The organism is Ktedonobacter robiniae (assembly GCF_016587375.1).
In the GTDB taxonomy this organism is placed as follows: domain Bacteria; phylum Chloroflexota; class Ktedonobacteria; order Ktedonobacterales; family Ktedonobacteraceae; genus Ktedonobacter; species Ktedonobacter robiniae.
The window spans coordinates 1,887,202-1,899,811 of the sequence record NZ_BNJG01000002.1 but is presented as its reverse complement, the minus strand read 5'-3'; the positions used below and the strand labels follow the sequence as shown (position 1 = coordinate 1,899,811).

Annotated in this window: 14 protein-coding genes; 5 read left to right on the top strand and 9 right to left on the bottom strand. The window is 51.6% G+C overall.

Annotated features, from left to right (window positions below):
- Positions 1-131: 131 nt before the first annotated feature.
- Positions 132-320: a hypothetical protein gene (locus JMJ04_RS29040; RefSeq protein WP_201373897.1), complete on the bottom strand. Its 189-nt coding sequence runs from the start codon at positions 318-320 to the stop codon at positions 132-134.
- Between the two features lie 712 nt (positions 321-1,032).
- Entirely contained in the window at positions 1,033-1,176 is a 144-nt protein-coding gene (locus JMJ04_RS46940) for a hypothetical protein (protein WP_236038464.1), read from the bottom strand.
- A gap of 37 nt (positions 1,177-1,213) precedes the next feature.
- Here JMJ04_RS46940 and JMJ04_RS46935 point away from each other — a divergent pair, with 37 nt between their 5' ends.
- On the top strand, positions 1,214-1,837 hold the full coding sequence (locus tag JMJ04_RS46935; RefSeq protein WP_236038463.1) for a hypothetical protein: 624 nt from the start codon (positions 1,214-1,216) through the stop codon (positions 1,835-1,837).
- 100 nt (positions 1,838-1,937) lie between these two features.
- Here JMJ04_RS46935 and JMJ04_RS29025 read toward each other — a convergent pair whose 3' ends face one another.
- From JMJ04_RS29025 to JMJ04_RS29015, 3 genes are all read right to left on the bottom strand, one after another.
- On the bottom strand, positions 1,938-2,384 hold the full coding sequence (locus JMJ04_RS29025; protein ID WP_201373896.1) for a YybH family protein: 447 nt from the start codon (positions 2,382-2,384) through the stop codon (positions 1,938-1,940).
- 171 nt (positions 2,385-2,555) lie between these two features.
- Entirely contained in the window at positions 2,556-2,804 is a 249-nt protein-coding gene (locus tag JMJ04_RS29020; RefSeq protein ID WP_201373895.1) for a hypothetical protein, read from the bottom strand.
- Positions 2,771-3,304: an MFS transporter gene (locus tag JMJ04_RS29015; RefSeq protein WP_201373894.1), complete on the bottom strand. Its 534-nt coding sequence runs from the start codon at positions 3,302-3,304 to the stop codon at positions 2,771-2,773. The genes JMJ04_RS29020 and JMJ04_RS29015 overlap by 34 nt, the downstream gene beginning before the upstream one ends.
- A 564-nt stretch (positions 3,305-3,868) precedes the next feature.
- Here JMJ04_RS29015 and JMJ04_RS29010 point away from each other — a divergent pair.
- The 4 genes from JMJ04_RS29010 (at position 3,869) to JMJ04_RS28995 (ending at position 7,799) form a co-directional block, all read left to right on the top strand.
- Positions 3,869-4,156 (top strand): MerR family DNA-binding transcriptional regulator, encoded by a 288-nt coding sequence (locus JMJ04_RS29010; RefSeq protein WP_201373893.1) that lies wholly within the window; start codon positions 3,869-3,871, stop codon positions 4,154-4,156.
- 13 nt (positions 4,157-4,169) lie between these two features.
- Positions 4,170-4,514 (top strand): helix-turn-helix domain-containing protein, encoded by a 345-nt coding sequence (locus tag JMJ04_RS29005; protein ID WP_201373892.1) that lies wholly within the window; start codon positions 4,170-4,172, stop codon positions 4,512-4,514.
- A 1,429-nt stretch (positions 4,515-5,943) separates the two neighbouring features.
- A protein-coding gene (locus JMJ04_RS29000) for an IS630 family transposase (protein ID WP_201373891.1) occupies positions 5,944-7,052 on the top strand; the annotation gives its coding sequence in 2 pieces (ribosomal slippage) (positions 5,944-6,358 and positions 6,358-7,052; 1,110 coding nt in all).
- A 36-nt stretch (positions 7,053-7,088) separates the two neighbouring features.
- Positions 7,089-7,799: an HAD family hydrolase gene (locus JMJ04_RS28995; protein ID WP_201373890.1), complete on the top strand. Its 711-nt coding sequence runs from the start codon at positions 7,089-7,091 to the stop codon at positions 7,797-7,799.
- A 76-nt stretch (positions 7,800-7,875) separates the two neighbouring features.
- Here the strand turns inward: JMJ04_RS28995 and JMJ04_RS28990 are convergent, their stop codons facing one another.
- The 4 genes from JMJ04_RS28990 to JMJ04_RS28975 all read right to left on the bottom strand — a co-directional run bounded on the left by JMJ04_RS28990 (position 7,876) and on the right by JMJ04_RS28975 (position 12,573).
- Positions 7,876-9,102 (bottom strand): MFS transporter, encoded by a 1,227-nt coding sequence (locus JMJ04_RS28990; RefSeq protein WP_201373889.1) that lies wholly within the window; start codon positions 9,100-9,102, stop codon positions 7,876-7,878.
- Positions 9,103-9,151: 49 nt separating this feature from the next.
- On the bottom strand, positions 9,152-10,258 hold the full coding sequence (locus JMJ04_RS28985; protein ID WP_201373888.1) for a hypothetical protein: 1,107 nt from the start codon (positions 10,256-10,258) through the stop codon (positions 9,152-9,154).
- Between the two features lie 66 nt (positions 10,259-10,324).
- Entirely contained in the window at positions 10,325-11,638 is a 1,314-nt protein-coding gene (locus JMJ04_RS28980) for a D-arabinono-1,4-lactone oxidase (protein WP_201373887.1), read from the bottom strand.
- Positions 11,635-12,573, bottom strand: a complete 939-nt coding sequence (locus tag JMJ04_RS28975; RefSeq protein WP_201373886.1) for a class I fructose-bisphosphate aldolase — start codon at positions 12,571-12,573, stop codon at positions 11,635-11,637. The genes JMJ04_RS28980 and JMJ04_RS28975 overlap by 4 nt, the downstream gene beginning before the upstream one ends.
- Between the last annotated feature and the right edge of the window lie 37 nt (positions 12,574-12,610).

Below are 12,610 nucleotides of genomic sequence, written 5' to 3'. Positions count from 1 at the left end.
TCTCATGGATGAAGAGGAAACCTTTTGATCCACAGAAATACGGGACAGGGAGCTCCGGTCTTTGCAAGCCGGGGAGGAATGGCCGTTCCTTACGGGCTGGTTGGGGTTGGGGCAGCGTGCCGTGTCCCAACCTAGGCGTAGCCAGTGCTGCGTCCGATAAGCCGACAAAAGCGGTGAGGCACATCGGTGACCTTGCTGTGCGCCGTCGTGATGGCGAAGTACCCGCTGGCTTTCAGCGCCACACGTCCCACATGGGTACCTCGGCAGCCAAAGCGCTCGGGGACCACGGCTCGCACCAGATCCCCCCGTTTGATACCCAAAGTAGCGCTTGCGGTGGCTGACCGGGAATCCCAGCGCATTGACGTTGCACAGCCGTCGATGCCCGCGCCCCGTCGCCCGCACGAGCAGGGGCACGACGTCCCTCGTGTGCAGGCGCTCAGGGGTGGAGGCTCCCACAACTGCCGCGTCGAGCCAATGCGTCTTGGGGAGGGCCAGTCTGCTTCGGTTGTACTTGGTCAGGCCTCCAGACCCCGTTTCCACGGGCAGGCCGGTCGCCTTGTCTGTGCCCAAACGGCTTTCAGATTGGGCCTCTGCGTGTACCCGGCATTTGCCCAGATGAACTCGTGTGTACGGAAGTTCTCTCATATCCATTCTGACCATAGTGACAACGATCAATGCAGAAAGGACAATCACCCCTCACTATGAACACCATCCAGCCACCCAACATGGCACGCCCTCTGCTACTTGACAACTAATACGCCACACTCAACGAAACCTTACACCACCTTCTGGCTCAGCACGCTGGCCGAGCCCTTGATATCTGCACCACACAGCCTCACCCTTGCAGGTTGGACACTTGTGCGTGAAGGTCTCCAACAGGTAGGAAACCTTCACCTCCTCTTTTATCCTGAGGCCCTCGCCGCCACTACGGATGAGCCTCTAGAGGACATGCACGCCACGCTCACACATCATTCGTCAGGTAACGAGCGCTCCAAAGATCCCCAGGAGGAACCACTCGCGCAGATCGAAGCCCTAATCGCCTTCTTGCAGCAGAACCACGTCCAGGTCCGTCTTGCTGTGCGCCCCCTCCTTCATGCCCGCTGCTTTCTCTTCTACGCCGACCAGGATAGCGCGCATCGTCCCACAGACTGCGATCGTCGGCTCATCCGATCTCACCCGCGCAGGGCTCCTCACCAACGCCGAACTCAACGTTGTGCATCGCGCTCATCTCACCCACGAGAATATCGCGCTCAAACGATTACGAGGCCTCTTAGGGCGTGAAGAACGTACCCTCCTACTGCAATGCAGCCAGGAGCAGCGTCTGCCCGCCGCCAGGCTCCCTACCCTCTTGCTCCTGGAACACCTCACTACCTGGTTTACCCACCACTGGGAACACGCCACCGACGGCAAACACCGTCTCATCGCCCATCTACAAGCGCACAAAGCGCAGTACTATGACGCGCCCATTAAGCAACACGGCCAAGCCGGTGAAGCGCGAGAGGAAACACAACCACCACACAAGAAGCATAGCGCTGCCCCTCTCAGGCCCCCTCGTGAGGAAACATGGGCCTGCGATGTGACCTTTGACGATCCCTTCTGCCTGGTCTTTGGTATCTCGGCCCTTGCCCCTTACGTCCGGCAAGCCACGACCTTTTGCCAGATGCAGGTCCAGACGCGTATCCAAGTGCCGCTGTTCCATGAGGACATGGGATACCCATCCTCTCTTGCGCCAGAGGGAAGACTCTATCCCTTCGCCAATCTCGTAAATTCAGAATTTGCTAGAAAAGTAGCCATTGAAAACTGTTCTCGCTTTCTTAATGAAATTGCCAGTTTTTGAATCCTGGTACCGAAAGGCCCATTTCTTCGGCAGAAAAATGAGCCAGACGACACGAACGAATGATATTACCGGGCTGTTGCCGAAACATCCCAGGAAATGGCTATGGCTTGAGGTCGAGCACCGCTTTGCCCGTCTCCAAATCGATAGGCACCGAAGCCTGCATGTGCGCGATCAGCCATTTGCCGTTGATCTTCTGAAAGCAAGCAGTCCAACGCAGCCAGTTACCGATCTTCTGCCCATTGCTCATGGTTGCGCTCAGCCGGTTGAAGCTGTGGGCGAAGGCAACATCATCGCCCACTGTGATGGACAGATCAACAATTTCATAGTCGATCGGACCCGGGAACGACGAGAACGCCTCTCCCCAATGTTTCCTGTATGCATCTGCTCCCACGTATTGCAGCGGGGGCACGATGTCGAATGACACGAGCTCGGGCGCGTACATGGACATAATCCCATCGAGGTCCTTCGCGCGAATCGCCTCGACTCCACCCTCTATGACCCTTTTGATTTCGGCTTCACTGTTTTTCTTGTTTTCTTCGACTGCCATAATTTTCTCCTTTGTCTATGTGGTTCAAGCGCTATGACACTGAGGTATCACGCGCATAACCTTCTGGTCATGCGCTCTCACGTCTTGAAGTCACTCCTATGACGAAACGCAATGAAGGAATGTGACGGCTGGATCATCACCGCAGAACAAGCGATAGTGGTCATTCCGTTCCTATCTTTCTCCATGTTCTTCCTTTCCACGCGTGAGTGATGTGAACACCCCAAGAGCAGCAATGGTCGCGCAGGTGAGAAATGTAGCTCGTAAGCCTTGCAAAAAGATCTGTACCAGAACTACTACGACGGGCGAGAGATGATTGGACCGCAAAAGCAGAGAGCCCGCAGTCGCACCACCACTCCCTGCAAAAATGGCACCAGCCAGTGCGACACTCACACTCTGACCGATGATACGACTGGTTGCCATGACCCGGCCGCACTGCCTTGCTGTTTGAGAGGAGCACTTTTCAACAAGGCACTGTTATTGGGTGCCTGGAATAGAGCCCGGCCCACACCAATCACGACGAGCCGCCAGATGATTGCCCACATTGAACTTCGCGCATCAAGCTGACAGAGGAGGATCAGCCCGATGCAAGCAACAACTAATCCTCCTGTGGCTAGCCCACGCGTGCCGATGCGATCAGAAAGTCTGCCTGCCAGGGGAGCAACCATTGCCAGGGTGATCGGGAGCGGCGTCAACAGGAACCCTGCCTGCTCAAGCGAGAAGCCGTGCAACTCCTCCAGGTAGAAAGGCAACAGCACATTGACAGAGAACAGGGCCAGAAGACTCAAGAGGAGACTGATGTTGGCCGAAAGAAAGACCCTGTGCCGCAAGAGTGAGAAATCAATGATAGGTGAGATGGTACGCTGCTCGACGAGCACTAGCACGCTCAACGCGAGTATACTCGTCCCACCGGCCCCAATCACCAGTGGCGAATTCCAGCCCCATTTGCTGGCCGAAAGAGAGTGCCATCATCAGAGGAAAATTTATCTGAAGCGGAAATAGTGCGCCGGGCTTTAGATGCGTACCTGGCATGGGATGACCCGACCTATCACCCCGACCCAATCCGCCCAAAAACAAGGAAGAGCGATTCATCTCCAGCTTAAAAGACCGGAGCTTTCTCGCTCGCTTCCTGTAATAGCAGAGGGTCAGTATAGAGCAGGGGAAGTCGTTGTTTGGGATCAGGAAAGCTACAGGCCTCTTGTAAAAAAACTACGGCGGGAATCTTTTCAGGAAGAGTTTCCCACAAAAGTCACCAGTTTCCCATTGAAAGTGTGCCTGATTCCCATCACGACCGCTTGCTCGCGGAAGCTGCGCGAATTCCTGACGCGAGAGGGCGCAGGCCCCGGGAATCGAACACGCTCTCAAATTGAGGACGGTTTACCAGCCTCTATTGAAATGCAGTGCAACATTGGTTAACGTATAGAGGGTTTCCTCGGCTAGCAGCCAGTTAAAAAGATTTCCTCGTAGAAGGTCGTAGGATTGGATGTATGGGAACAACGTTTTTTCGCACGAGCGACCTGGCGAAAGAGCTAGGAGTCCACGTGAACACAATTCGGCTCTATGAAGCCTCCGGGTTCCTGGCCCCAATTCCGCGCGGAACGAATGGCGATCTGGGCATGGCGATGGAGTTTGCTTATCAGTATCTTGCTCAGGTGCGTGTCGAACGCACCTATGCCGAATCCGCGCTTGAGTTTCTTGAGCGTTGGGCAGCGGGACGCACAATGGACGCCTCACCACATCCCATGCATATTCGCCAAGCGGGCCCTCCATCTTAATGTATCCGTTGATATGCTGCGCAATTGGGAGCGCAACGGCCTGCTCACCGTCCCGCGTGACACGACCAACCACTACCGTCTCTATGGAGGTGCCGAGTTTGGACGGTTGCGGGTTATTCGCATGCTTGTCAAGTGTGGTTTCAGCCTCATGGCGATTCTGCGCATGTTGCAACAATTCGATAGCGGTAACACGAAGAGCCTGCGTGAATCGCTGCGTATTCCGCCTGAAGAAAATGCCGATAAATTTATTGTCGCTGCTGCTGATCACTGGCTTGCGAGCCTGCTAGAGCTGGAGCAACGCGCCCAGGAAATTATTGAGCAAATTGGACGCATGATCGAGATATTCCCAGCAGGATAAGAGGCTCCTACCCCCTCAAACTCTCCACCTATACACCACCCTTTTAAAATAAAATTACTATTTAGCAGCAAAACGTTTTCTAGTTTAAAGGAGAGCATCTATCCATGATTTATAGGAAAACGTGAGATTACTCAACAAAAATATATTATGCTTATAGCAAATTATTGTTCAGGTATTTGGAAAAGCAGAAGAGGGTATTTTATGTATTCAGAGAGGGAGCCGGATATGCAAGGGATGTCAGGGAGCCAGGGGTCAACACAGAATGAGCGCATTATTCCGCCAGTAAAACCAGAAGGTTCTGGCTTTCCCCTTTTTAGGTTTACCTTGCTTATCATGGTCTTGGGGGTTTTCCTGGTAGCAGGATATATTGTCTATAGAGTACTTCTTCCTCCTGAACCGCTTTTTTACGTTCTGGTTGACTCATTACATAGAGTGTGAGAGCTGTCCCTAGAGCCTTTTTGAGTGCTCTTTTAGTTGGATCACCCTGCAGTTTAGAGATCATCTCTTGAGTGCCATCATTAGTGAGTGTTCCTATTATGGTATCTGCTATTTGGGTCAAGATGAACGTAGAAATTGGGTCCACGCATCTACCTGCCTTCCTTACTCTCATTCATATGAGTATTCGGCAATAATGGTTTGACTCGTGTAGGAAGAGGATGGAATAGAGACCACCATTTTGGTCATGTTTTTTATCTGTTTCTGTTCTTTGCCTGTTTTTTCTGACATTAAAAGTATAGCATGTTGATAGCATCGAGCGGAAGAGATTGGGATATGTTTGAGAAAACAGACGAAAATGTGAGTTTTCGCCTGTTTTTGATCCCTAAATAGCTGAGTTGATGTGAACGTTCCCAAAGTGTTCCTTGTATGGGATTAGGTACAAGGCTGGGCAGCTTCGAATGTCTCGATGCAAAAATGAGAGTACTCCAGAGCAGCCTTTTTCAGATGAACTGCGTCAGAAGATTATTCGCCAGTTGCCGGGAGAATTGGAGAATGATCTCCATATCTGGATTGCTTCGAAACGACACGGCACTCTCTACTCCTTCCTCCATGCTCAGACTCTCTTACATCAGGAAGCGCAGGTAGATCTTCTCTGTGCATTCAAATGGAGATATAATTGGCAAACGAAACTCTATGAGGGTTTTGGTGAACTCGGAGCACTGTTCATGCTGCTCGAACAAAGGGGGATCATACGTTTATCTCTTCCGTTGACGCTGGATGTGGACGCGAAAGGGTTGGCTGGAGCAGGATGGTCCGAACAGAATCAAGGTGTTTACCGGAGAAAAGCGGAAGGCCGTTTGTAACATCCTGAGAGCGTGTGAATACCATCGTCCTCGTTTGCATCTCTAAAAGCTACCTGAACTGACCACTAGTGTTTAGTTCGGTTAGGTTCTAGGAAGGTGGTATACTGAGCAAAAACGGAGGGAACCCCATGCCACGACAGCCAGCCGTCAGCTTGACCCAAGAGGAACGCACCACGTTAGAAGCATTTGTGCATCGAGGAAGTGCCAACGCCCGTACCATCACGCGCGCCCGTCTTCTGCTCAAATCTGCCGAAGGCTGGAGCACTGCCCAACTGGCCGAGGCGTTCGATGTGTGTGAAGCCACGGTGACCAACGTCCGGGGACGCTTCGCACGAGGAGGTGTGGAGGCCGTCTTGCATGATAAGGTGCAGCAGCACCGGCGCAGCGCCCTCTCGGGGTTGCAGACGGCCCATCTGATCGCCGTGGCTTGTAGCCCGGCCCCCGATGGGCATGATCACTGGACGGTGCGCTTGCTGGCCGACAAGGCGGTGGAACTCGGCTTTGTGGAGACGATTTCGCTCGATACCATTCACCGCCTGCTCAAAAAAATGAACTCAAGCCCTGGCGGCACGAACACTGGTGGCTGCCCGCTGTCGGAGGGGAATTTGTAGCCGCTATGGAAGACGTGCTCGACCTCTACGCAGAACCCTATGATCCGTTGTATCCGACCGTGTGTTTTGATGAGAAACCGGTGGTCTTGCACGCCGAGATGCGTCCTCCTGTGCCAGCCGCTCCAGGGCAGCCGGAGCGCATTGACTGCGAGTACCAACGGCGAGGCACGGCCAATCTGTTCTTCTTGGTTGAGCCACTACGAGGCTGGCGGCAGGTCCATGTGACCGCCCAGCGGACCAAGCAGGACTATGCTGAGCAAATGCGCTGGCTGGTGGACGTGGCCTATCCGTCTGCCGAGTATGTGCGCGTGGTCCAAGACAACTTGAATACGCACACACCCGGAGCGCTGTATGAGACCTTTCCGGCTCCGGAAGCCCGTCGCATCCTGCGTCGCCTGGAGTTCCACTCCACGCCCAAGCATGCCAGTTGCCTCAATATGGCCGCGATTGAAATCGGGGTGTTCCAGCGCTCCTGCTTGCAGCGCCGCATCGCCGATGAGCAACAGCTTCGCCAGCAGGTCACAGCTCTGCAAGAGGAACGCAATGCCAAGCACTGCACCATCTCGTGGCGCTTTACTGCCAGTGACGCTCGCCAGAAATTACAACGGCTTTACCCTACAAGCTAACCGAACTAGACACTAGTATGCTGAAAAGGAAAAAACGTGTCGCTACAAGTTGTCTTTTTTGATTTATATGAAACATTAATTACCGAATATACTTCTCCCAGGCAATCTCTCGCTTCGACAGCCGCTCTACTGGGTGTGGATACCCAATCTCTGGATCGGGAATGGCGAGCACGCCATTATTCACGTATGGTTGGGCACTATCCTGATGTTGCCAGTGTCTTGCGTGAGATTTGCCATGCACTGGACCATACGATTGATGAGCGCGTGATTTGTGCTCTCGAACAGGAGAGACAGGCTACGAAAGCTCTGCCCTTTAAACATATTGACCATGCTCTCTTAGAGGGGCTCCGTGAAATACGGAAAACGGGAGTAATGCTAGGAGTAATCAGCAATTGTGCTCCTGAGGAAGCCATGGGATGGAGTACTTCACCGCTGGCACCGTTCTTTGATGACTATGTATTTTCGTATCAGGTTGGATACGCCAAGCCGGATCCTCACATCTATCGCCTTGCCTGTAAGCGCATGGCGATAGAACCGGAGCAGGCTATCTTCATCGGCGATGGTGGAAGTGGCGAACTAGAGGGTGCAGCCCGGTTGGGCATGTGTGCCTATCGTGCGGCATGGTTCTGTGATTTATGGCCGGATGAGTGGCCTTCGTATTATCCTGATATGACTGGCTATCCTTTATTACGCTCCTTTGGGGATGCATGCTCATTGGTCAAAGAAAAATATACAGCAGAATGCTGAGTGCAATTCCAGATCTGGTCGGTCTTCTTTGGCCAGATCTGGCTGTTTGGTGTGTCCTGGCATCTATCACCTGTGTTCAGGTTGATTGTTGGGGAACATTGGTGACAGGAGCGAATAGAGCAATCACAAAACAGAGAAAAACGACCATTGCCAATCCAATTTGTAGGCCAAATCTATCGGATACAAAGCCAATGATTGGTGGACCGATAAGCAGACCGCAATAGCCACAGGTTGTGACAGCGGCAAGCGTAGCTCCAGTTGATTGCTGAGAAACATGGCTAGCTGCGCTTAAAATAAGCGGGAAGATGATGGAGAGCCCCAGCCCAATGAATGCGAAGCCTAGCAGAACTGTCGGGGTCCACGGTACGATGACTCCTAAGCCGAGTCCGATGCCTGCAAAGAGAGCGGCGATTCGCACCAAGACACCAGGACCTAGACGCATAGCCATATAATCACCGGTAAAGCGCCCAAATGCCATGAATAAGGAAAATACCGCATAACCTGTGGCCGCTAATCCAGCACCTGAATGGACGATTTCGGTGAGATAGACAACGCTCCAGTTTCCCATTGCACCTTCGCTGAGTAAGGCACAGAAGGCAAGGATACCCAGCAACAGTAAGATGTGGGATGGGAAAGTCAATCTAAATTTCCAGACAGATTTTTCACGGCGTGTGACTGCCTCGGGCTGCCTGTTTTCCTGGACTGGTGGTGTGGATAAGAGCCAGCGGGTAATTGCAAGGACACTGATTGCCCCAATAGTAGCTACGATGAGGAAATGGAGTAAAGGGCTCAGTCCCTGTGAAGCAACAAAGCCTCCAACAAAGGCGCCAAATAGGCTTCCCGCACTGTAACAGGCATGGAATGAGTTGAAAATAGGTTTTCCATATGCCTGCTCTACACTGGCTCCTTGCATATTCATTGTGACATCCATGGCGCCATTACTTGCTCCGCAAAATACAAGGTTGAGCATTAAAAGCGGGAGGCTTGGTTCTAAGGCAAGAAGAGGTAGAACTATGCATAGGCAGAGTGCTGCCAGCACTGTGATGGTTTTACTACCAATAGAAGCTGAGACTCGACCAGCTATATTCATAGCAACCAGTCCTCCCAGTGAAGCCCCCAACAACGCGATCCCTAATTGTCCCGCCGATAAGGTGATGCGGGCCTGGATATCGGGAATACGCGTTGCCCAGGTAGCCAGGAGCGTCCCATTGATAAAGAAAAGGACAATGACCGCGATTCTTGCCTGACGAAGTCTTTGTTGGTTCTCCTGAGAGAGGGTTATAGGTGTTGCAATATCTTTCATGCGACGTTTGCTCCAGATGGAAATAAGACACATCAGAAATTACCAGGCGTTAGTGTCGACTGATAAATGCGTTATATTTTGTCAGCAATTCATGGGCTCGGTTTTCTACCTCAGATAGAGGCAAACGTTTACAATCATACCCAAGCATGTTTTGCAGGACTGCGGCATGTTTTTCCGAAAAATGGACAGTACCATCATCTGCTATAGATTCGATACCATTCATCCTGAGTCCATCTTGATTGATGCGAATGGCCTCTTCACGTGTGAGTCCTGGTGGCAAAATGACTTCGATTCCCTGTGCTTTTCTCTGTATGGGATACGTTCCTGGAAGGCCATCGGGCCCGGGTGCATGTGTAATGGCCGAATTTTCAGTAGTAAGCGTCTCAAGGATCGTTGCTGCTGTGGCGGCTGTAAGCAATTGGGTATATTCATGCTTTAGTGTCAGTGGTAATGTGCGAAATAGTGCCGGGATATCGAGCTGTGACGTAATATCCTCGCCTCTGGAGAATGCTGTGAGATGGAATGGAACCCCTCCTGTTGTCCCTGATCGGAGCATTTGCGATACGTCAGCGTGTGCAAAGAAAAAGATCTGTATGTGCTCTACTGATTGGTGGAGTTGAGTAGCGATCGCTTGCCGTAGTGGTGAGATGGTATTGGCAAGATTCCCAATTCCGCTCGTTGGTGCCAGTCCAACCTTAGCGAGGACCGGGTGTAAATTATCTGGAGCAGCCGCATTGAGCACGATTATTTTTCTTCTTGTTTGTTGTACTGCCTGCATAAGTTTATAGAGGGGTGCAAGCGTTATTGGCATCCAGGCTCCCTGCGCTTTCTGTAACTGCTGACTAAGAGCATCGGGGATCTGTCTAGAAACGCTCGTTGCAGAAAGCATTGCCATTGATGAAAAGATTACATCAGGCTGGAATGCGGAAATGATATGACTCATTTGATCAATATTCCAGACATCCATGGAGGTAGTATCGACATGGATTGATTTGCCGAGATGGAGAGCGGCACTGTGCGTCCAACGGCAGCGCTCCTGAATATAAGCTTGATTGCGTCCTGCTACTAAAAATTGATCGCCAGGTTTGGCACGTAGCACAAACAAGTCAAACACTTGTGAACTCAAGTTTCCAAGACCGGCAAAGAGAATCTTCACCAAATAATCTCCTTTATATGACCGCAGCGCCTTTTTTTATAGAGATACCTTCAAAAACAGGTACTGCTATTGTGCTAAAAGCTGTTTGAGATAGCTATTGAGAAATATGCCATTCGGGTCCAGGTTAGTGCGGATGCGTTGAAAGTCCTGCCAGCGAGGATAGAGTTGAGCCAATTGTTCTGCTTGCTGCGTATGGAATTTACCCCAATGTGGTCGTCCCTGGTAATGTTTAAAAATGTCTTCGACGGCCGCAAAGAAAGGGCGATAGGGCATAGCGTGATACATATGAACTGCGATATACGCGGTTTCACGTTGATACGCCGGGCTGAGCCAGATATCGTCTGCGCGCCCAAAGCGACATTGCACTGGGCCATGGACTTTGAATTGGTTGCGCTCGATGCATTGTGCAATGTCCCGCATGGCTTGCCTGGCACATTCAGCTGGTAAGGCGTATTCCATCTCGTGGAGTGGAGATCCCGGCGTAAAAGTGAGGACGCGATGGCTATAGTCGATTTTTTCGACGTCGATAAGCGCTTTTTCGAGCAGCCCGCAGATAGGCGTACAGAGTGCTGGTATGTGTCGGCAGGTTTCTGAGAACGACCAGTAGAGTAGACGTCTAAAGGTGGGATTACGCAAATGCCGGTTCGACATTTGTATCATTTGAGGTGCGGTTGCCGTTGTATCCTGAAAAAATTTTGCATGAACCCATGGCGTATGAGGATACCAGTAGAAACCAAAGTGTTTATATTCCTGCTGGTACTGCTCTAGATTATCAAGACAATCATCCAGGCGCATACGACGGCCCTGATAGTGGAGATAGTGAGCTGGAACCACGCGCAGCTTTACTTTGATAATGATGCCTAACGTACCCAATGAGACCAATGCTGCCTGAAATATTTCAGGCTGTTGGTCAGGAGAGCAGACTAACTGCTCTCCTGTAGCTGTTATCAGCGTGAGTTCTACTACTTGCGTTGAGAGGTTGCCGAAGCGGATACCTGTACCGTGTGTTCCCGTGCTGATTGCGCCCGCAATGCTTTGCACCACAATATCTCCAAGGTTCTCCTGTGCCAGTTGATAGTGAAGCAGTTCCTCTCCCAGGCGTGCCAGAATGGTGCCACCCATGACGGTCGCTGTGTGCTGTTCGCCATCAATGGCACTGATCCCCTGGATGCGCTGTAACGAAATGATGACATCGCTGGTGGGCACCAGCGGGACCATAGAATGGCCGGACCCGGCAACGCGTATATGATGACCCTGATAATTATGCGCTTTCACCAGTTTTGTCAGCGCATCAATATTGTCAGGACTGGCTATGACCTGTGGTGTACATTGCACAGTGCCAGACCAGTTTTTCCATTGGAATGGTTTTATCTGTCTCATAGAGGATACTCATGTTTTTCTTCATCTGCATAAATGTCGATAAGCCGGTTTATCAGCTTTTGTGCATCCTCTTTTTTGCGCTGGAACGAGTTGCGGCCAATGATGGAGCCGAACCCACCGCCAGCGCGAATCACCCGTGCCTGTGCCAGCAATTGCTCTTCGTCGTTAAACGGCCCACCGGAGAAGATAACCAGGCGACGTCCATTGAAGGCGGCCTGGACGATATGTCGAATGCGATCGGCGGGATCCTCAACCGGGATCTGATACTGCTGATACGTCTCTTTGGCGGCAGTTTGTTCGACCCGTGAGGTTGGAAAGAGAACTTTGATGATATGGGCTCCGATCTGGGCAGCGATATGGGTGGTATAGGCCGTTGTGTCAACTGATCTCCACTCTTCTCGTTCGAGGTTAATGCCAAAGGGATAAGACCAGACGACAACAGCCAGACCAGCCGCTTTGGCCTGGGCGGCGAATTCACTGAGCTGCTCATACATCTCTGAGCGCAGGGTTGAGCCAGTGTAGATTGTAAAACCAATACCGACACAGCCCAGCCGAAGTGCGCTTTCAACTGTCGAGGTAATCGTGCTTTTAAATTCATTTCCGCTCTGGAGAGAATCCATACTATTACACTTCAAAATCAAGGGGATCTCCCCACAGTAGTCAGAGACACCTGCTTCTAAAAAGCCGATTGGGGCAGCATACGCGCTGAATCCGGCGTCTATTGCAAATTGGAAATGATATCGTGGGTCATAGGCCTCTGGATTGGGGGCAAAACTGCGTACTGGTCCTATTTCAAAACCCTGATCAACCGGGAGAATAAGAAGTTTCCCTGTTCCTCCAAGTTTGCCGTGGTTCAGGATGCGAGCAAGATTGGTACGAACACCAGGGTTTTCATTGGCATACCAGTTCAGTATTTCACGAACGCGTTCTTTCATAGTCATGACTCCTTTTTTGTCGTGATGAGTGTTGATA